Annotated in this window: 15 protein-coding genes; 4 read left to right on the top strand and 11 right to left on the bottom strand. The window is 54.7% G+C overall.

The window, feature by feature from the left end:
- Positions 1–68: 68 nt before the first annotated feature.
- The 6 genes from secG to rlmE all read right to left on the bottom strand — a co-directional run bounded on the left by secG (position 69) and on the right by rlmE (position 6,657).
- Positions 69–620, bottom strand: a complete 552-nt coding sequence (gene secG, locus BFW38_RS18400; RefSeq protein WP_068999844.1) for a preprotein translocase subunit SecG — start codon at positions 618–620, stop codon at positions 69–71.
- 5 nt (positions 621–625) lie between these two features.
- A complete protein-coding gene (gene tpiA / locus BFW38_RS16295; protein ID WP_068999843.1) occupies positions 626–1,372 on the bottom strand; it encodes a triose-phosphate isomerase in 747 nt (248 codons plus the stop codon).
- Positions 1,373–1,440: 68 nt separating this feature from the next.
- Positions 1,441–2,781 (bottom strand): phosphoglucosamine mutase, encoded by a 1,341-nt coding sequence (glmM, locus tag BFW38_RS16290; protein ID WP_068999842.1) that lies wholly within the window; start codon positions 2,779–2,781, stop codon positions 1,441–1,443.
- Positions 2,782–2,887: 106 nt separating this feature from the next.
- On the bottom strand, positions 2,888–3,757 hold the full coding sequence (folP, locus tag BFW38_RS16285) for a dihydropteroate synthase (RefSeq protein WP_068999841.1): 870 nt from the start codon (positions 3,755–3,757) through the stop codon (positions 2,888–2,890).
- Between the two features lie 175 nt (positions 3,758–3,932).
- Positions 3,933–5,912, bottom strand: coding sequence for an ATP-dependent zinc metalloprotease FtsH (ftsH, locus tag BFW38_RS16280; protein ID WP_068999840.1), 1,980 nt, complete (start codon positions 5,910–5,912; stop codon positions 3,933–3,935).
- Positions 5,913–6,036: 124 nt separating this feature from the next.
- On the bottom strand, positions 6,037–6,657 hold the full coding sequence (gene rlmE / locus BFW38_RS16275) for a 23S rRNA (uridine(2552)-2'-O)-methyltransferase RlmE (RefSeq protein WP_069000554.1): 621 nt from the start codon (positions 6,655–6,657) through the stop codon (positions 6,037–6,039).
- 196 nt (positions 6,658–6,853) lie between these two features.
- On the opposite strand from rlmE, the gene yhbY reads away from it, so the two are divergent.
- On the top strand, positions 6,854–7,168 hold the full coding sequence (gene yhbY / locus BFW38_RS16270; RefSeq protein WP_068999839.1) for a ribosome assembly RNA-binding protein YhbY: 315 nt from the start codon (positions 6,854–6,856) through the stop codon (positions 7,166–7,168).
- Between the two features lie 78 nt (positions 7,169–7,246).
- Here the strand turns inward: yhbY and hemE are convergent, their stop codons facing one another.
- Complete coding sequence (hemE, locus tag BFW38_RS16265) at positions 7,247–8,311, bottom strand: uroporphyrinogen decarboxylase (RefSeq protein ID WP_068999838.1); 1,065 nt, start codon at positions 8,309–8,311, stop codon at positions 7,247–7,249.
- Positions 8,312–8,600: 289 nt separating this feature from the next.
- Here hemE and BFW38_RS16260 point away from each other — a divergent pair, with 289 nt between their 5' ends.
- The gene (locus tag BFW38_RS16260; RefSeq protein ID WP_068999837.1) at positions 8,601–10,118 is read left to right on the top strand and encodes a choice-of-anchor L domain-containing protein; all 1,518 of its coding nucleotides are present in this window, start codon (positions 8,601–8,603) and stop codon (positions 10,116–10,118) included.
- Between the two features lie 24 nt (positions 10,119–10,142).
- Here BFW38_RS16260 and BFW38_RS16255 read toward each other — a convergent pair whose 3' ends face one another.
- From BFW38_RS16255 to BFW38_RS16245, 3 genes are all read right to left on the bottom strand, one after another.
- Positions 10,143–11,129 carry a glycosyltransferase gene (locus BFW38_RS16255; RefSeq protein WP_068999836.1) on the bottom strand — a complete coding sequence of 329 codons (987 nt, stop codon included), beginning with the start codon at positions 11,127–11,129 and terminating at the stop codon, positions 10,143–10,145.
- A gap of 82 nt (positions 11,130–11,211) precedes the next feature.
- Positions 11,212–11,577, bottom strand: a complete 366-nt coding sequence (locus BFW38_RS16250) for a DMT family transporter (RefSeq protein WP_068999835.1) — start codon at positions 11,575–11,577, stop codon at positions 11,212–11,214.
- Positions 11,577–13,217, bottom strand: a complete 1,641-nt coding sequence (locus tag BFW38_RS16245; RefSeq protein WP_068999834.1) for a hypothetical protein — start codon at positions 13,215–13,217, stop codon at positions 11,577–11,579. Before BFW38_RS16245 ends, BFW38_RS16250 begins: the two co-directional genes overlap by 1 nt.
- 228 nt (positions 13,218–13,445) lie before the next feature.
- Here BFW38_RS16245 and BFW38_RS16240 point away from each other — a divergent pair, with 228 nt between their 5' ends.
- Positions 13,446–14,582, top strand: coding sequence for an acyltransferase family protein (locus tag BFW38_RS16240; protein WP_175401004.1), 1,137 nt, complete (start codon positions 13,446–13,448; stop codon positions 14,580–14,582).
- Positions 14,583–14,663: 81 nt separating this feature from the next.
- Complete coding sequence (locus BFW38_RS16235; RefSeq protein WP_068999832.1) at positions 14,664–15,467, top strand: SapC family protein; 804 nt, start codon at positions 14,664–14,666, stop codon at positions 15,465–15,467.
- Positions 15,468–15,580: 113 nt separating this feature from the next.
- On the opposite strand, the gene BFW38_RS16230 is transcribed toward BFW38_RS16235, so the two are convergent.
- On the bottom strand, positions 15,581–20,344 hold the full coding sequence (locus BFW38_RS16230) for a beta strand repeat-containing protein (protein WP_068999831.1): 4,764 nt from the start codon (positions 20,342–20,344) through the stop codon (positions 15,581–15,583).
- Between the last annotated feature and the right edge of the window lie 212 nt (positions 20,345–20,556).

Below are 20,556 nucleotides of genomic sequence, written 5' to 3'. Positions count from 1 at the left end.
GCATTGCGAAACAGCGGCTTACGAAGCCATTGCCGGGCCTCAAACCCGACACGCTCTCGCCCTTTGAATTACTGGGCCTGCCCGCTCTGGGGCGCGTTTTGATCTTCCGCAGCACCGGTCTCTAACGCCGGCAAAGCACTATCGCCTGTGTGACCGGTGGACCCAGACGCGTGACCGTCTTCAACGGCTTCGCCTTGGGCCCCGTCTGCCGTCTTCGCCGCGCCCTCATCAGGCAGCGCAATAGGCGAATCCACAGCCTCATCGGTAGCCGATTGAGCCGCAGACTGATCCCCACTCGGGGCCGCATCGTCGGTCTCGTCCAGATTCGGCAAGGCGCGGTTATGCTCCTCGATCAACTGTGTATCCGGCACACCACTATCGGGGGCATATTCATGCGCCGCATACCAGGCCATCCCTAAGCTGGTCAGGAAAAACCCAGCCGCCAGCCAGGCCGTCAGTTTGCCAAAAAAGCTGGCACTGCCACGGCTACCGAACATCGTCTGAGAAGAGCCGCCACCAAAGGCAGCACCGGCTTCAGCCCCTTTCCCCTGCTGCATCAATACCAACGCGATCAGCCCTAGCGCCAAGACCACGTGTACAACCAAAATTATGGTAATCATGTTACTCAACTCGCTGCTTCACAAATGGCCAAAAATTGCTCAGCCTTCAAAGAGGCGCCTCCAATCAGGCCACCATCTACATCGGGCATTGCCAACAGATCCCGAGCATTGTCGGGTTTCATACTACCGCCATAAAGAATGCGAATGGCTGCAGCCACCTCAGGGCTACGCTCAGCCACACGCTCGCGCAACACCGCATGCACGGCCTGCGCCTGCTGCGGTGACGCGGTCAAACCGGTACCAATCGCCCAAACCGGCTCATAAGCCAGCACCAACATTGGCCAATAAGCTTCGGGCACCGCATTCAATACCGCTTCCATCTGTGCCAGCACCACCGCCTCAGTACGATGGGCATCCCGCTCATCCAGCGTTTCACCAACACAGACAATGGGGCGAATCCCCGCCATCACTAATCGTTTGGCCTTTTCCGCCACCATCTCATCATGCTCTGCCAACAAGCGACGTCGCTCCGAATGGCCGACTAACGCATATCGAATATCGAATTCAGCCAACATGGCCGCCGAGACTTCACCGGTATAGGCCCCAGCTTCAAACCGAGACACATCCTGTGCCCCCAGCGCCACATCATACCCTGCCAACAGATCGCGCGCCTGAGGCAAATAGACAAAGGGCGGACACACCGCCACTTCACACCGCAGTGAAGACGCGCCACGCAACGCTTCCAGCAGACGCTGATTGTCTTCCAGCCGACCATTTAATTTCCAATTACCGGCTATCAAGGGCTGTCGCATACTCAGATCCTATCGTCGGGCGCCCAAAAAGCGAGAACGGCGTAGTTTAGGGAATGCAGCGCAACGACTCAAGCCACAACCTCATTAATCACACGGGCAATCTGCTCAGCGGCCTGCTGAACCTCTTCACTATCCTCACCTTCCACCATCACCCGCAGCAAAGGTTCAGTCCCCGAAGGGCGCAGCAAAACACGGCCGCGCCCGGCAAACTGAGCGTCGACATCGGCGACAGCAGCCACCACCTGAGGGTGGCGCATCACCAGGGTTTTATCCCCCGTCACCCGCACATTGACCAAGCTTTGCGGTAATTTCTTCAAACCTTCTAGCAAACTGTCCAAGGAGCTACCGCTACGCGCCATCGCGGCCACCACCTGAAGGGCGGACACAATCCCATCACCGGTGCTCTGTACATGACGACACACGATATGGCCAGACGTCTCCCCGCCTAACAACCAATCCTGCGCCTGCAACTCTGCCATCACATAGCGATCGCCCACCTGGGCTCGCACAAAAGGCACATCCAGCGCTTTAAAGGCCATTTCCAACCCAAAGTTGCTCATTAGCGTGCCGACCACGCCCCCCTTGAGGCGATCCTTATCCAGCAGGTATCGCGCAATGATATAGAGAATGTCATCACCATCGATCAGGCGTCCCGTATGATTCACCATCATCACGCGGTCGCCATCACCATCAAACGCAATGCCAAGGTCAGCACCCAACTCGACCACTTTAGCCTGCAGCGCTTCCGGGTGAGTCGACCCCACCCCTTTATTGATATTCAACCCATCGGGTTGATTACCGATCACTGAGACTTGCGCCCCGAGCTCAGAGAATACCGCCGGCGCAATGTGATAAGTCGCCCCATGAGCGCAGTCGAGCACGATATGCAGCCCTTTCAGGCTGGTATGAAACGCCAGGGTATTCTTACAAAACTCGATATAACGCCCAGCGGCATCAGCAATACGCCGCGCTTTACCTAACTGCGCAGGCGCCACTGTTTCCATGGGCGTATCCAGCCAACGCTCAATCTCAGCTTCGATCTCATCCGCCAGCTTCTCGCCCTGCCCGGAAAAGAACTTGATACCATTATCTTCAAAGGGATTATGCGAGGCGCTGATCACAATCCCCGCATCGGCATGGAACGTCTGGGTTAAATAGGCAATCGCCGGTGTGGGCATCGGGCCGACCAAGCTGACATCCACACCCGCGGCAGAAAGCCCAGCTTCTAACGCTGATTCAAACATATAGCCCGACAAGCGCGTATCTTTACCGATCAGAATGTGGCGCTTACCTTGCCGCGCAAAGACCTTACCTGCCGCCCACCCCAAATGGAGCATAAAATCAGCCGTAATGGGCGTCTCACCTACACGCCCACGAATGCCATCAGTACCGAAATAACGTCGTCCCATGCTGGTTGACCTTCACCTTACCATTCATGTCTAAAAAATTGATCGATCAAAACATTGATGATTTAAAACACTTAACACCTTGATGATTCAGAGCGTGAGCGCCCGCCTAAGACGCCTGCCATACCGCAGAGGCCAAGGCCACCGCATCGGCCATTTCACGGACATCATGCACCCGCAGAATCGTCGCGCCTTTGGATAAAGCCAGCAAGTGAGCCGCTAAACCCGCTGGAAGACGCTCAGCGGTTTCACGCCCCGTCACCTCACCCAACATGCGTTTACGGGACATGCCCGCTAATATCGGCAACTGGAAAGACTGCAAAGCCTCCAGATGATTCAATAGCGAGAGATTATGCGCCAGCGTCTTGGCAAAACCAAAACCCGGATCCAGGATTAACTGATGCCGCGCAATACCGGCGCGCTCACAGGCCTGAATCCGCTCGGTCAGAAACGCCGTCACTGCCGTCACGACATCATCATAATCGGCCAAGGTCTGCATATGACCGGGCTCCCCCTGCATATGCATCAAACACACCGGAAGCCCCGTCTCGGCCGCAGCCTCCAGCGCACCGTCACGACGCAGGGAGCGCACATCATTAATCAACCCAGCGCCCAAACGAGCCCCCTCACGCATCACCGCTGGCGTACTGGTATCCAGCGACACCAAAGCCCCTAACTCCTTCACCAGACACTCCAGCACAGGCAGGACACGATCCAACTCCTGTTGCTCCGAGACGGGCGCCGCGCCAGGGCGAGTGGATTCACCGCCCACATCAATCATCGCCGCGCCATCACGCAGCATCTGCTCGGCATGTCGCAGCGCCTGATCTCGCTCATTGAAACGCCCCCCATCGGAGAAAGAGTCCGGGGTCACGTTCAAAATCCCCATCACCTGCGGTTGCGACAGATCAAGCGAGTGCGACCCACAACGCAATACGGGCAACGCCTGGATAAAAGATCGAGTGTCATCGTTTAGCATGAGGAGTCCTGTCTCTATGACCTGTACTTATCAACAGCGCTTATCAACGGTACTTATCAACGGTACTTATCAACGGTACTTATCAACGGTACTTATAAAAAGGCCCCGCATAAGCGGGGCCTCAGCGCCTTCACAAGGGTAATGGCATCAGCAACTCGCCATCAATCCAGTATGATTAATGATTCGGCGAGCCACCCAGCGGGTCTTGAGGACGACGATTGGGCGTCTCATCATCAGAAGACGCATCATCCGCAGTGTCATCCGCAGACGAGGTTGAAGCGTCTTGCTGCTCAGCCTCATCACTGGCCACCGGATCACCCCCTGACGGCTTATCCCAATCCTCAGGCGGTTCAGGCGGACGCCCTTGCATAATGGCATCGATTTGTTTGGCATCGATGGTTTCATATTCCATCAACGCATCTTTCATCAATTCCATTTTATCGCGGTTGGCTTCCAACAACTGCGTGGCTTCTTCATAGCAATCGTCAAGAATTTTGCGTACTTCCGCATCAATCATCTTGGCGGTTTCGCCACTGGCATTCAGCTGACTGCCACCACGGCCATAACTTTCGTTTTCATCTTCGCCATAGAGTACTGGGCCCGCTTTATCTGACAGCCCCCACTTAATGACCATATTACGGGCCATATTGGTGGCCTGCTGGATATCATTCTGTGCGCCAGTCGAGACCCACTCACTGCCGTAGAACATATCTTCCGCAATACGCCCACCATACGCGGAGGTAATCCGGCTGAGCAGATAGCGTTTGGAGTAAGACACCTTGTCTTCCTCCGGCAGGAACATCGTGACCCCCAGTGCGCGGCCACGCGGAATAATCGTGACTTTATAAACCGGGTCATGCGCGGGTAATAAACGCCCCAGAATCGCATGGCCCGATTCGTGATAGGCGGTCATCTCTTTATCCCGCTCAGACATCACCATGCTCTTGCGCTCAGCGCCCATCATGATTTTGTCTTTCGCGTCTTCAAACTCTTGCATCCCGACCAAGCGACGATTACGACGGGCCGCAAACAGCGCCGCTTCGTTCACTAAGTTGGCCAGATCGGCCCCAGAAAAGCCCGGTGTCCCGCGTGCAATCAATGACGGCTCAACCCCATCACTCATCGGCACTTTACGCATATGGACTTTCAGGATCTGTTCACGGCCGCGGATATCCGGCAGCGGTACCACCACTTGGCGGTCAAAACGGCCCGGACGCAAGAGGGCCTGATCCAGTACATCAGGACGGTTGGTCGCCGCAATCACGATAATGCCATCATTGGCCTCAAAACCATCCATCTCGACCAACAGCTGGTTCAGGGTTTGCTCACGTTCATCATGACCGCCCCCCATACCCGCACCACGGTGGCGACCGACCGCATCAATCTCATCAATAAAGATAATGCAGGGGGATTGCTTCTTCGCCTGCTCAAACATATCACGGACACGTGACGCCCCCACCCCGACAAACATCTCGACGAAATCGGAACCCGAAATCGAGAAGAAGGGGACTTTCGCCTCACCGGCGATGGCCTTAGCCAACAGGGTTTTACCGGTTCCGGGCGGGCCGGCCATCAGCACACCGCGCGGGATCTTCCCACCTAGGCGCTGGAATTTGCCCGGATCACGCAGGAAATCGACCATTTCCTGAACGTCATCTTTAGCTTCATCACAACCGGCCACATCGGAGAAGGTTGTTTTCACCTGATCCGGCGACAGCAGCTTCGCTTTGGATTTACCAAAGCTCATAGGGCCACCTTTGCCCCCAGCGCCGCCCTGCATCTGACGCATAAAGAACAGGAAGATAGCCATAATCAGCAAAATCGGGAAGCTGGCCACAAGCAAACGAGACCACAAGCTTTGCTGCTCCGGCTTCTGCCCTTTGATCACCACGTTGTGAGTCAACAGATCATCAATCAACTTGGGATCTTCAGCCGCCGGACGCACAGTTTCAAAGCGAGACCCGTCATTACGCTCACCTTTGATGGTATACCCATCAATGGTGACCTGACGCACCTGCTCTTGCTGGACTTCCTTCACAAACTGGGAATAATTCATCCCGTTCGTAGAAGTATCCACACTAAAATTGTTGAACACCGTCAGTAATACTGCCGCGATGATCAACCAGAGAATGAGATTCTTTGCCATATCGTTCAAGGGTATCCCCCTCTTGCCGGTCGCTGCTGAAAGCTGGCCAAAAAAGTAAGACCTGAAATGCCACCCGGGTGTTCCCGACTACCCGTTGATTGATTAAGTCCGTGGATTACTCAGTCCGTGATCTTTAGCCGATATATCCTTTGGCCAGAATATACACTTCTCGCGAACGTGCGCGCGAAGCCTCCGGCTTACGTGTCATAACCTGTCGAAAACTACTTCGCAGATCCCGAAGATACTCGTCAAACCCCTCGCCTTGGAAGACCTTGGCCAGGAAATGTCCATCTCGACGCAACACCTGACGCGCCAGATCGACTGCCAGCTCGACCAAATACATCGCTCGAGGCTGGTCAATCGCATTCATACCACTCATGTTGGGGGCCATATCCGAAATTACAAGATCTGCCTGACGATCCGACATCGCCGCCAGAATCTCATTCAATACCGCCTCCTCGGTAAAATCACCCTGAATAAAGGTGACATCCGGCACCGGATCCATCGGCAGGATATCAGACGCAATAATGGTCCCCCTATCGCCGACCTTATCACTGACGACCTGCGTCCATCCACCCGGGGCCGCGCCCAAATCAATCACCGTCATACCGGGCGCCAGCAGCTTATCCTTGCGATCAATTTCAAGCAACTTATAGCTTGCACGCGAACGGTAGCCGTCCTCTTTAGAACGCCGCACATACTGATCGTCAAAATGTTCCTTTAACCAGTTGGCACTGGATTTGGATCTTGCCACACAAAACCTCTCATCTTGCGTTCGATTGACCCGCCGAAAGAGAACAGGATGACCCAAGCCACCACACAGGCTACAATACATCCCCATCGACAGCATGGCTGAGCCATCAAACTCGCCATCGTCGACATCGAGCCACACCTTCGGCGTTCAACCGCCGAGCGGCCCTTTTCTTTCGCTTGAGCGCCTGTACATTACCATGACCCTGAATACCGCACAAAAGAAACGCTATCGCAGCATAGGCCATCACCTGGAACCTGTCGTCACCGTCTCAGAAAATGGGGTGTCTGAAGGCCTGGTCAAAGAACTGAATCGCGCCCTGAATGATCATGAACTGATCAAAGTGAAATTCGCCTTAATGGACCGCGAAGAACGCCGCGAAATCATGACCGCACTGGCTGAAGAAGTCGGCGCTGAAGTGGTACAGACGATAGGCAAAATCGCCCTCTACCTGCGCCGTGCTAAAGAACAGAACAAAAAACTGTCGAACCTCGTCCGCTACTCAGAATTCTGAGCATCATGCTCAGCAAGCGCCTAACGTGTTCAATAACGAACGATAGGCGCTTACATCCATCATCAACGAAGTCGATAATCAATCGTGATAACGAGCGCTGAGTTCATGTACGGCGTCAATTAAGGCTTTGGCATGCTCGGGGGGGACGTGTTGGTTAATCCCATGCCCGAGGTTAAACACATGGCCGCTGCCCATACCAAAGCTATCGAGAATCCGGCCCGCTTCGGCACGAATGCCTGCCGGGGTGGCAAAGAGGGCGGAGGGGTCGAAGTTACCCTGTAGCGCCACGCGGTGACCGACACGGGCACGGGCTTCTTGCATTTCAGTGGTCCAGTCCAGGCCCAACGCATCGGCCCCAGTCGAGGCCATGGCTTCCAACCACTGACCACCACCTTTAGTAAACAGAATGACCGGCACTTGCCGCCCTTCATGCTCACGAATCAAGCCATGCAGAATCTGCTCCATATAACGCAGCGAGAACTCCATATAGGCCGGTGTCGATAACGCGCCGCCCCAAGAGTCAAAGATCTGCACCGCTTGAGCCCCAGCCCGAATCTGCGCATTCAGATAATCCGTCACCGCATGGGCCAGTTTATCCAGCAACTGGTGGAGCGTATCCGGCTGACCATAGAGCATGCTTTTAATATGGCTAAACTCCCGCGAGGAACCGCCTTCAACCATATAAGTGGCCAATGTCCAGGGGCTCCCCGAGAAGCCAATCAAAGGCACCCGGCCATTCAACTCTCGACGAATGGTGCTGACCGCACGCATCACATAATCCAGATCCTGCTCAACACTCAACTCCGGCAATGCCTGTACTTCCGCCTCGGTACGCACCGTTTTGCGAAACTTGGGCCCTTCCCCGGTCTCAAAATAGAGCCCTAACCCCATGGCATCGGGCACGGTCAGAATATCGGAAAACAAAATCGCCGCATCCAGATCAAACCGTTCCAAGGGTTGCAATGTGACTTCACAGGCCAACTCCGCATTACGGCATAAATCCATAAACGAACCCGCCTGCTCACGGGTGGCACGATATTCGGGCAAATAACGACCGGCTTGGCGCATCATCCACACCGGCGTGACATCCACCGGCTGACGCGCCAGCGCACGGAGAAAACGATCATTTTTCAATACAGTCATGGATACAGGCACCTAAACAGGGTCATCACAAAGCGAAATTCAGCGGCTATTGTAACCTGACGATGCCGCCCTGCGCAGACCGATGGCTTTACTCAGATCAACGTCGTGGGTGTTAACCACCCGGCTTATTTTCCAGCGTCACGCCATGTGAATTCAATCCTTGTCGACCCGGCTTAAAGAAGCATCTATAAATCCTTGTATAAAAGCACAATTGCATATAACGGCATCTCCCTTTATTAAAGGCTGTTAGTGAATTGAAACCCTCCACGCCTTATACATCGAGACCCTCATGGCCACGTTTACTGCATACGATTCAACCCAACATAATGATCAGCACATTGCCGATGCCGTGATCTCTAACGGGCTCACCTTGTCAGCCCCGATCCAGTATCGCTACGGCGAAGTCCGTCATTTTCTGGATTTTGTTCAAAACGAAGATGGCAGTTTCGTCTTTGATGACAATGGCCTGCCGGTGATGAACGAATCCCGCTCATCCAGTATTAGCTTTTATGACGGCAGTCTATCTGCTTTGAACATCGGGGCCGGGCTTTTGATCTCCACAGGCACTGCCACGCCTGCAGAAGAGAACACCTCGTCTAGCTCAGGCGAGCCCTTTGACACCACTTTCGGCAATGAAGCCCCTCATGAAGCGCTGCAAAACGCACTGGAAGAGGCTTTCGAAACCCGTGAACTGACCGATACAACATCATTGACCTTTACCTTCAACATTACCGATCCCAGTATTAAAGGCATTCAGTTTGATGCAGTGTTTGGCTCCGAGGAATACCCGGAATTTGCCGATAGTGACTATGTGGATATCGGGGGCATTTTTGTCAACGGCCAAAACTATGGGTTATTTAATGGCGACCCTCAGCAGCCGTTAAGTATTCTGGGCGATAATATTGAAGCCGGTAATTTTATTGATAATACCGAAGGCGTGTATCCGATTGAATATGACGGCTTCTCACCCTTACTGCGTATCACCGCCCCAGTGCAACAAGGGCTCAACACCGTCGAAATCGCCATTGCCGACACCGGCGATCAGATCTATGACTCGGCGCTCTTCTTCTCTAACCTTCACAGCACACCTTATAGCGGCTCAGGGCTTGCGACGGTGATCCAACCGCAACCGGAAAGCACGGTCATTGAAGACATTAGCGGCGATCAGGTGTTTCAGTTACCCGAAGGCTATAGCGGCCAGCTCATCTTTGACCCGACCAAAATGGGGAATGACCTTATTGAAGCTCAATCGGCATTCCTACAAGCAATCTTACCCATCGCGGCCGGCGAACTCGCTCATATTGACTATGATGCACAAGCGCAAGTACTCAGTTTGGACACAGCATTTGGTACCAAAACATTCGAAGGGCTTGACCAGATCAAATTGAGTGATGTCTATGCCGCGCTTGACACCCAGTCCGGCGGCAAGACTTATGAAGCCTTTTCCTTACTGAATGCGGCGCTCGGTGCAGCACCGGATACGGACACACTCAGCCTTTGGGTCGATAAGGCCAACAATGCAGCCAACAACACCGATCTCGCGAATCAAATGATCGACTATTACACGGCTGGACAAGGCATTGAGACCTCAGCATTAGCGGGATTACTGTATCAAAACCTCGTCCATGAAAGCGCCCCCGCCGAGGCCACCGCCCTGCTCACCAGCCTCGTCGGCGAAGGGAATGTCTTCGAAACCCAGGGGGACTTACTCAACTTTGCGGCCACACATGACGTCAATCAGCAAGCCGTTGCCGATACAGGCCTCGTCGGCAGCATTCAACTGTTGAATCCTGACTTTTTTGCCTGATTCACGGCATGATCTTAAACGCGCCTAGCCCGCCAACGGGCTGGGCGCTTTAACGGTCTCAGAGGCCACCAAATAAACCGGCCGTTGCTTCAGCTCATCATAAATACGTGAGATGTAAAGCCCGATAATACCGAGACTCACCATCAACATGCTGCCAATAAACAGCAGCAATAGAATCACCGTGGTGAACCCCGTGACCGCAATGCCCTGACTCCACTGATACAAGGACACAGAGCCGAGCACCGCGCTCACGGCTAACATCAAGGCCCCAATCAAGGTAATCAAATACAAAGGGGCGGAAGAAAAGGAGGTGAGGTTGTGAATCGAGTAGCGCAGTAAAGTCCAGAACCCCCAGGAAGATTCGCCTTCCGCTCGATCCTGTACTTCAAAGGGCAACTGCACACTGGCATAGCCGGTCCACTGCACTAACCCGCGGAAAAACCGTGTTTTTTCCGGTAACGCACACAAGGTGGCGACCACCTCAGCATCGAGCAGCTTAAAGTCACTATGATCCGCCAGCTCTAAACCACTTAACCGGCGCAGCCCACGGTAAAAACAATCACTGGCCCACTGGTACCAACGCGCTTCTCGACCGCGGTCCGTTTTGACTGACTCCACCACCTTGGCCCCGGCTTGCCAATGTCGCAACATCTCGGGAATCAAATGCAGCGGATGCTGTAAATCCGTGTCCACCACAATCGAGGCCTCACCGGCATAGCGCTCAAGCCCGGCCTGCATCGCCCCTTCTTTGCCAAAATTACGGGTCAACCGACAGACCACCAACTCAAACGCAGCGGGATTATAGCCTGCGGCCTGCTCAGCCGTATCGTCGCCCGAGCCATCATCCACCACCGCCACTTTGAAGCGATACTGCGCTTCCCAAGGGGCCAACGTGACATCTAATTGATGCAAGAAATTCAGAATGCCCGCCGCCTCGTTATAGGCCGGGCAAATAATCGACACCCGAGGTCGCGATGCGGATGGCCCTGAAGAGGGTGTCACTTCATTCATATAAGCACTTCTCATTCATATAAGCACTTCTCATTCATATGAGCACTTTACTGATCTCATACTCACTGCGCCCATCAGGCGGCTAGGCACTGGCTGCTGAGCGGCCCACCGCCACCAGCACCACCCCAAGCAAAATCACGGCCATGCCCAGCCAGGTCACACCATTGATGGACTCATGAAAGACCCAATAGCCCATCAGCGCCGTCAGCACAAACTGAAACCCGATAAACACCGGCACGGCCACAGAAAATTGGAAAATGGCAAAAATCTTAAGGGTCAATAAAAAGGCCAGACCATAAGCCGCAATGCTCCCCACCAAGCATGCCAAACCGGGCAAGGTGAAAATCAACTGGCCATCGGTCCAGCGAATCCCCGGCCCTGCCAGCTTCAGCATCACCAAAGCGAGATTATTACAAATCGCGCCTAAAACAATCAGCCCCCAAGCCACTAGTGCGCTCCTGATTCAGTATGAGTCTGACCGGTCGGCGAGGTTCCCGGCGAGTCGGTCTCGGCAGGCACGCTGACCCCTTCGATAGGCCGCAGGGCTGAAAACCACCAGCGATCACCCTGATGGGCAAAGACGCGATAAAATTCATTGGGATAAGGCCGCACAATCCGTTGATACATCTCTGGTGCAGGAATCAGCATATGGTGTCCAGGCAACACGACCCCCACCTGCATACCGTCAGGGCCTTTTAAACGCCAAGACAAGACCCCTTGCTTAAAGGACACCGGCTGCAAGACCTCCACCTCAGGCGGTACCGCAAACGGCTGGCACTGCTCAGCCAGCTGCGCCTTAGAGATGGACTGGCCGGCCGTATCCAACGCCACCCAAGCATCGGGGTGCTCATCCGCCCAGGCCAACCCCTGCTGACAATCCGGCGTTGCCGTCACCCCTTGCATCGGCGCGGTGACCGCCCCCCAATAATACGCTGGCGGCACCACCACCCAAACGGGTGCCCGCTGAGCCAATCCCAGCAGTGATTGCGTCACCTGATAGGCCATAGAAGGGACGATATCCTCACGGCGCTGGGTGAGCGCATGCCATTGCAGCCCCACCGCCAACGCCAGTAACGCCACAACCGCAAAGCGCCCTTGGCGCCCCGAAGGCCAATGCGCCGACAGCGTCCACGCAATCACCCCCGCCCAGGCCAGATCAAACGCAAAGAATAACCGATCGGCATGCAATTCAGGCCACCGGAACCCATGTGGCGCGGCCAACACCGGGGCCACCAACCAACTGGCCCAGAACAGCCGGATGACAAACTGTTTCGGTGCACACCACAAGGCCCACAAAGACGCCAGGAATAACAGCGCATGGGTCTTGCCATACCAGACCAAGAAATGACGCCACTGCGGCCAAGTCACTTCAAGCAAGTCGGTGAGAAAGTTTTCACCATTGCGCCCTTCATCCGAGACCCCAAGGATGTCGATACGCAGTGCCATATAAGCCAAGGTCACCAGTAACACCGCAGCGATCAAGGGCCAATGGCGACGCCGGATGCCATAAGCCAACAGCAACGGCACCAACATCAAATAGATCTCTTTACTGAGCAGCGCCAGCGCCAGCAAGGCACTGCCCACCGCTAAACGCCCCCACGAAGGGCGAGTCCCTTGACTCAGCCCCAACGCAATCAACGCCGCACAAACGCCCCCGAAGACATAATGCAAGGTATAAAAGCGTGTCAGCATCGGGCCCATGGAGAGCACCAGCAACGCCAGCGCGATAAACAACACACCCGCCTCCAGCCGCTGGGTGCGATAACGCACACTCACGGCCAACGACCCCACCAGCAGCCCACACAGCAGCCACTGCACCCCCATAAAGGCTTCCGGATGCGGGCCAAACCAGGCCAAGATCGTCTGATACAGCGAAATCGCCACCGGCGTAAAATGCACGATCGACAGCAATTGATAACGCTCAGGCACATAATAATGCGAGAACCCATCCAGCCGGGTCGCCAGCTGCAATAAATGACTATCATCATCACTGAACACCACCCAGCCCGTGGATGAAGCCAGTAGCGCCATCACCACGACCACCACGCCCCATAGCGTGACATTGGGATGCTCCTTCAACCACCGCATCGACACCTGCATCCTCGCCTCACCTCAACAGAGATCATCAATCATCAGCCAGCGCCATCGACCCGAACGATGACCACTGAAGGCATGCAGTTTACTGGTGCCCCTTGAGAAGATCGAGCCCCTTGTGCCGCTACCGGGTGATCTCGGCCAAGCAGACGGCTGAAATGGCCTTTAGGCAGCACTCATCGTTGGATGTACAATGTACCGCCCAGGTGGCATGGCCCCATCATGATCGCAGCAGGAGAAAAGGAATCCGATATGTTCTACGGTATTGAGCTGGCCCGGGGTGTCGCCGCGCTGATGGTGCTGCTATCGCACTATGCGCATTGGCTCACCGATGGCCCCACACTGCTCAATTTCTTCTGGACCGGTGTTGACCTGTTTTTTGTCATCAGCGGTTTTGTTTTTGCGCGACTGCTGCTGAGTGGGCAAGTCAGCCCCATGCCCTTTTTTATCCGCCGCTTTTTCCGGCTATACCCCCTTTATTGCCTGGCGGTGCTCACTTACTGGTGGCTCTGGCCGACACCGCCACAGGGGATCAGCCTACTGTTCGATCATCTCGCCATGCTGCACACCACCCACAGCCGGGCCGAAGCCTTTTATCTCAATCCGGCTTTTTGGAGCCTACCGGTCGAGGTTGAATTTTATTTACTCATCCCTTGGCTCACCTGGCTGTTTCGCTGGCGTCATGCTCTTTGGCTCACGGCCCTGGTCAGCCTGTTGGTGCGCGGTGTGATCATGCTGCAAAGCCCGCCGGAAAGCGAAAGCCTTTGGTTCTTCTTGAGCGTGCATATCACCGGGATTCTGCCGGAGTTTCTGATCGGCGTGGGGCTCTACCCCCTGGTGCAAGCGCTGGCGCGGGCACCTCAGCGGATTAAACGCCGCTATACAGGCCTGAGCATGGTCGGTGGGTTACTGCTACTGGGCGGTCTGGCTGACTTTTTTGTCACCCAAGGGGATGCCGGTTTTGCTCAACACCCCTTACTCAGGGCCTATTTTGGCGTCCTCTGTGCCCTGGGTTATGCCTTGGTCTTAGCGCCTTTAATCCTCATCACCCAGTCGTCCAGCACCGACGCCCGCCATCACCCCTCAGGTCGCACGACTCAGGCATGGGGTTATCGAATCAGCCTGCTATTAGGCAGTCTTAGCTATTCGATCTACCTCATGCACAATGCCACCCCGGTGATGCTGCAAAAGCTCTGGCCCAGCCTCAGCGGCCCGACACTGGCCTTAAGCGCCTTAGTGCTGACCCTGGTATTGGCGGGGCTGATGCATCGTTTAATCGAAGAGCCGGCCCGTTTATGGGGTCGACACCTGTCACGGCGCTGGCATGCCCGGCGCCCCATTAGCCCCGAAGATATCTAACGTGACAACATGATCGAAAACCCCGCGAGACTCACTGACACGTCTCACATTCAAGATTCATGAAGACTACAGGAGATCATCATGGCTGACTTTATGGCACTGGATAGCCAAGCCCACCAAAACACCGGCTGGCGCCCAGCAGCCCATTACGCCTTTGCCGCCCAGCATAGTGTGGTGCCGATTGTGGCAGCAGAACTGGCCGACACCTTAGCCACTATGCCCATTGCTTGGGTCAAAACGGCTGAAGAGCGCTTTCAACTGGTGGCATTACTGACGCTCGTTCCCGGACAAAATGTGTTTGTTCACCCGCAATCCCACAAATGGATCGCCGGTTATACGCCCTTACAATTTCGGACCTACCCCTTCGCCATGCTGCCGGTAGAAGGCCAGCCCGACAAACGCGCCCTCTGCATTGATCGCGACAGCGGCTTGGTCGAGAGTACTGATGAACTTGGCGTTCACCCCTTTTATGAATCTGGCACCCACAGTGACGCCCTCAAACCCATTGTGGCGCAGCTCAAACACGCCGAACAAAACCGGATCGCCACGCAAAAAGCCACGGATGCCCTTGCCGCGCAACAACTGTTCACCCCTTGGGCGCTGAAAACCAAAAACAAAGCCGGTGAAGTGATTCCCTTAAACGGGGTCTATCGCATTGATGACGAAGCCCTGCGCCAACTCGACGTTGAGGCCATACAAGCGCTGATGCAAGCCGATGCCCTGGCGATTGCCTATGGCCAGTTGTTATCAATGAAACGCACCCAAGTGTTGGCTCAACTGCATCAAACCCTGGCAAAACAACAACCCGCCCCCTCAGCGACGCCAGAAGACATCGACCTGGACGACATGTTCGGTGAAAACGACGACAGTCTCTTTCGTTTTTAATTAACAATTCGTTTAATTCAAAATTCGCTTGCAAGCAAGCGCCTACAGAAGGTTCCCAATAAAAAACCCCCACCTTCCGAAGAAGGGGGGGTCGTTTGGCAAACCTTAGTCGGTTAAGCCAGCAATAAGTCAGTTGTCAGAAGGGTCGCGTTAGCCGTCACAGAACCAACATGCGTCAACTCATTCACATCAATGTGGGTATCGTTACCGGAGTCGGTGAAGGCATATATATGGTGTAAGTCATTCGTCGAGCTCGCATCACGGATGATAAAGAAATTCGTCTGATCTGCGTGGGCAGTGAATGTCACACCGGTATTAAGAAAACCAGCCACATCAGACAAATTGCTAAATGAGCCGATCGGAGCAGCGCTATTATTCGCGCCTCCTAGATCGAATGTATCATTGTCAATGATGTAGACTTTGCTGTTCGTATTATCCAACGTGATACCACTATCGCGAGTACCGTTGGCGTAATTTTCAGCAGCCAAAGTCCCCTGTACTGAAAGCTGGGAGAAATCCAACTTATCAGTACCTATGACAAAATTGTTGATACCAACATCCGTATCACCATCTGCAAACTGGAAAGTATCCGCGAAGCTTGTGGTTTTAACCGTCTGACCACTCAGCGTGTTGACAGTTACAGTAGCATCATTACCAGTGCCAGGCGTTGTTACGGCCAGAGTAGCATTCAAGCTGCCCAGTGCAGCAGCTGACAAGCTAATCACTCCATTATCAGCGACTTCAATGGTGTCGTTGTCGCTCAGCACACCGTCAACAGTCACAACATCACCAGCAGCCACACCAGTAACAGTGATGGCATCAGCCTCAGTCAGGCTCAGGCTACCAGTGATAGTGGTCAGCTCAGAAGAAGTCAGCGTAGCCGCATTATCAGTGAAGTCGATGGCCGTGGCGTCAGTTGAATTAGTCAGGTCAGTCAGCGCTACAGTTTTATCACCCGCAAACAGTTTGAGGGCAACGCTCGTAGCGTTAGCCAGAATAGCACTGCCATCACCACCAGTAGTGGCTTCAGACACAATCGCAGTCGGGCCATCAGTGATGGTGTACTGAGTCGGCGCAGGCGTTTCATTCTTGAACGCATGAACAGTGTAGTCAGTCCCCGGAGTCGGCGTCTGGCCACCGTTGTTGTCGTCCGGGATGTCGTCAGTCGGGATAGATACCGGCGTCGAGCCTTGAAAGCCATCGGCAGGATTAGCACCCGTCAGTGCCAACGTGATCGCACGATCATTGTTGCTCTGATCACCAGGTTCCAGGGTAATCACATTGTCTGTACCGTTATCCAGCTCAACAATGATCTGGCTGTTCGTTGTCGAGTTGGAGTAGAACAGCGTGCCATCAGCCACCATCGCAGCCGCCTGAGCCTGCGACAGTATCAAGGTCGAGTTCAGCACAACCCCTGTCTGGCCACCGGCGCTCGGCAGAAACTGAGACGGACGCAGATTGGAGGCATCCAGTATACCGCCGTCAATCGTCAGCGTACCGGTAGCATTGGTGTCGATATAGCTGTTCTGAGACAGGACAACGGTCTGGGCTTCGCTGGCGAAGCTGAAGGTGATGCTGCTGTCAACCAGACGCAGGAAGTATTCCTGAGTCAGGTCGGCATCACGACCCACCGTGATGTCCAGATCCTGAGCCGTGCTATCCAGCAGCTGGCCATTGGCTTCTTCTAAAGTGAAGACAGAAGAGGGGCTCGGCGTGTTCGTCGTCACGGTATAATCACCGTCCAGCAGGTCAGTGACCGTCATCGTATCACCGAAATCGAAGGTGCCGATTTCAGAGACGCTGTAACCACGACCCGCTGGGGTGTCATCAGTGTGATCAACCACAATCTGGAAGAACTTGTACTCGCCGTCGTTGTCCGGGTTTTCAACAGCAATCACGTGATGGGTGTTATTGCTGTTGTGCAGGTTATTCGGTGCAGTGGTAATCGTCGGTGTCGGGAATCCAGTGTAAGGTTGCGACCCATCCAGATGGGCCTTCACAGAAGCGGAATCCAGGGCCTGCCACGTCTGACCATTGGCCGCATCGACAAAGTTATTGATGAGATCAACCGTATTGGCCGTCGTGGTATTCACCGGAATCACTGTTGAAGAGATGTCAGAGCCGGAAGTGCCTTCTTGACGGTCAACCAGGTAAGCACTCAGATCAACTTTGTCTTGCGCCGCATTGAAGTTGACGATGGTGTTCTGACCCAGGTGAGTGCCGTCGATCACGAGAGTGTCGGCACCGTTGCCTGACCCCAGTACGATCAGGTCATCACCTGCTCCGGCATTCACCACGTTGCTGCTGACCGCGGTGCTGTCAGTACCGGCATTGGCCAGTCTCTGCTGACCGGTGTTTGGATCAGTTGAAAACGCAGTGGGTGTGGCCGGATCACCCAGGACAGTCTCCAGGTTGTTAGGCAGCGCATAATCAGACTGACGGGTCGCTTCAGCAATCGCATTGGTCAAAGTGGAGGCATTGCTGGAGTTCCAAGCGGTCGCATCAGTCGTGTCGACCGGCGTGAAGGCGACTTGCAGGTTCTCATTCACCACCTGACCATCGATGTTGGAACGAATGATCAAGCTGCCATTCGGGCCGTCTTCTGCGGTCAGCAGGCTGCTCAGCTCATTACGCTCACCGTTCAGGGTCGGCGTGTTGATCGCTTCTTTGATCGCATCGTTCAGCGCTTTGGCGCTACCGAAGATGATGCTGTCATCCAGTTGAACGGTGGCTTCAAAGCCTTCGTCACCTAGGGCAGCGGCCGCATCGTCAGACAAGGTGACGGTGACAGACCCTTTGTAGACAATTGAGTTTGTTACGCCATTGTTGGTGTAAGCAAAACCAAAACCAGTCGGGTTGCCATTCACATCTTCCGGTGCACCTGTGCCATTGAAGATCCAGGTCGCTTTTTCACCGGTGTTATCGGTGACGATAGTGTCGTTACCCGCACCAGTGCTGATGTTGGCATCGCCCCAACCTTGGGTCCAAACGAAGTCTGAGCCAGAGCCAGTGTTAACGTTGATGTTATCCAGGTTGGACTGGTTGTTGTACCAGTTCACATTGTGGGTGTTGTAACCGTTATCGGCCACGTCAACCACAATGGCGTTGTTACCTGTACCGGTGATGTTCAGGTTGAAGTCGTCATGACCGACGGCTTCCTGAGCCACATTCAGAGTCAGGTTGTTGTTGTTGGCGCCCAGCTTGTAGTCATAGTTGACTTCGCTGTACTGACCCGGCATATCCAGATCACGCGCCACAACGGCGTCAGTGATGTCAGACGTGACAGTCAGGCTGTTGCCATTGAAGCTGTTGGAGTCAAAGTCTTGAACGTCAGTCAGTTGACCGATCACCAGGTCGCCATTGGCGCCATCGGCAACAGAGTCAACCACAACTTCGTCCAGATCCAGCTGACCGGGGTTTTCAACCGCGTCAGCCGTGCGTGCAGTCGTGCCCAGGCTGGCGATGTTGCTGTCACGATCAACGTGAACCAGCAGTTTTTCAACGCCTTTAGTGCCCGACATACCACCGATCACAACGTCACCACCGACACTGCCGCGGCCAACGTTGTCCAGCGTGATGTCGCTGGTGATTTTGTTGGTGATGGTGTCAGGCTGTTCTGCAGTCGCGCCACCTTTGATAGAGAAGGTGCCACCAACAGATTGCGGATCGAAGTTCACGTCTTCGAATTCGCCGCCGGATGCATCACGGATGATGACGTCAACACCGTCAGCCGGTTCAGAAACAACAGAACCATCCGCTTTGGTGATGTCGATAGAGGTAAAGGCGTTACCCAGCTCAACACTCAGGCCTTCCGCTTGCGGAATGTCGGCCAGGGCGTTCTGGATCGCAGTGACCAAGCCTTGGTAAGTGCCCTCAACCGGCGTGATATCGCTGATTTCGATATCGTTGCCATTGATGTTGAACGACAGGTTGAATTTCAGTGTCGCCAGCGGCTGGTCATCAGTACCCCGGCCGTCGTCCAAACGCAGTACGATCGCTGAGTTAGCAGTTTCGTTCGGCTTGGCGCGCAGCGAGTTAGAATCGAACAGCACGGTGAAGTCTTCGTGGTGATCGACGCTTTCCATCTTCAGCTTGATGTCAACAGTCGCTTGAGATGCTTTGATGCGGACATCCTGAATGGTCAGGTTGTTTTCGCTTTCAACGTTAGTGTAGCGGTTAACGCCTGACATTTTGCCCGCGTCCAGCACTGTATCAGTACGACCACTGAGCGCTTCAAGCGTCACCTGCTCAATGCCACGGGTGATCGGGTTGATACTCACCGCCTGACCGCCTAGATCGTACTCAGGGCGTAGCATGGCATGCAGGGTATCGGTACCGGCCCCTCCATCCACCTCATCCCCCGTGCCTAAGGTGTTCGCCGATTGCCCCCAGGCATTCTGCTGCACGGGCGCCCAAAAGAGATCATCTTGAGCGGTGCCCACTAACCTATCCGGCCCGATCGCCAACCACCACGCCTCACCGGGTTGAGCTTGATCAGCCAGGGCGGCCTCGAACTGCTCGACAACCACCGTTTTCGCCGCCTGCCACTGTGGGTCTGGCGATTGCCACATCGCCAGCGCCATATCGGTCAACAAGGTGGCCGGGGCGGGCTTTTGTGCGGCCCACTGAGCGGTAAACCCCGCGCGGGCCTCCGTCATCAACGACTCATCCACCTGCCCACGCGCCAAGGTCTCGACAACCGCCGCCACTAAATCACCGCCTTCAAGCCCGGCATAGCGATCATCCGCCGCCAGCAATGCCGCCGTTACCGCGGTGAGGCTGGGTAACCCCTGCCACTGTGCCAACTCACCCTCAGTCGGCGCGCGTTCAAACAACGCAATCGATACCGCATAAATCTCATTGACGGACACAGGCATGGGGCGAACTTCCTCTTCATCGGGCTTCGCTCAGCGATCAGACCTCGCTCAACGACTCGGCTTATCAAGATAGTGTCAATAAAAGTAGACACTTGACGCCTCATTTCAAACGCCTCACGTAAAGAAGTCAATGACATACCCCAAAAAAACCACCATCAACCCGATTAAAGAGGTTTTTGTAGGCGCGGCCTTGGCCGCGAAGGGCGGTTTCG

Source organism: Terasakiispira papahanaumokuakeensis (genome assembly GCF_001709345.1).
Taxonomy (GTDB): domain Bacteria; phylum Pseudomonadota; class Gammaproteobacteria; order Pseudomonadales; family Halomonadaceae; genus Terasakiispira; species Terasakiispira papahanaumokuakeensis.
This window is presented reverse-complemented; position numbering and strand designations above follow the sequence as displayed.

Excerpts from the sequence above, each read along its gene's own strand:
- secG (WP_068999844.1), bottom strand. The coding sequence starts at position 620 with ATGATTACCATAATTTTGGTTGTACACGTGGTCTTGGCGCTAGGGCTG.
- tpiA (WP_068999843.1), bottom strand. The coding sequence starts at position 1,372 with ATGCGACAGCCCTTGATAGCCGGTAATTGGAAATTAAATGGTCGGCTG.
- glmM (WP_068999842.1), bottom strand. The coding sequence starts at position 2,781 with ATGGGACGACGTTATTTCGGTACTGATGGCATTCGTGGGCGTGTAGGT.
- folP (WP_068999841.1), bottom strand. The coding sequence starts at position 3,757 with ATGCTAAACGATGACACTCGATCTTTTATCCAGGCGTTGCCCGTATTG.
- yhbY (WP_068999839.1), top strand. The coding sequence starts at position 6,854 with ATGACCCTGAATACCGCACAAAAGAAACGCTATCGCAGCATAGGCCAT.
- hemE (WP_068999838.1), bottom strand. The coding sequence starts at position 8,311 with ATGACTGTATTGAAAAATGATCGTTTTCTCCGTGCGCTGGCGCGTCAG.
- BFW38_RS16260 (WP_068999837.1), top strand. The coding sequence starts at position 8,601 with ATGGCCACGTTTACTGCATACGATTCAACCCAACATAATGATCAGCAC.
- BFW38_RS16255 (WP_068999836.1), bottom strand. The coding sequence starts at position 11,129 with ATGAATGAAGTGACACCCTCTTCAGGGCCATCCGCATCGCGACCTCGG.
- BFW38_RS16245 (WP_068999834.1), bottom strand. The coding sequence starts at position 13,217 with ATGCGGTGGTTGAAGGAGCATCCCAATGTCACGCTATGGGGCGTGGTG.
- BFW38_RS16240 (WP_175401004.1), top strand. The coding sequence starts at position 13,446 with ATGATCGCAGCAGGAGAAAAGGAATCCGATATGTTCTACGGTATTGAG.
- BFW38_RS16235 (WP_068999832.1), top strand. The coding sequence starts at position 14,664 with ATGGCTGACTTTATGGCACTGGATAGCCAAGCCCACCAAAACACCGGC.
- BFW38_RS16230 (WP_068999831.1), bottom strand. The coding sequence starts at position 20,344 with ATGCCTGTGTCCGTCAATGAGATTTATGCGGTATCGATTGCGTTGTTT.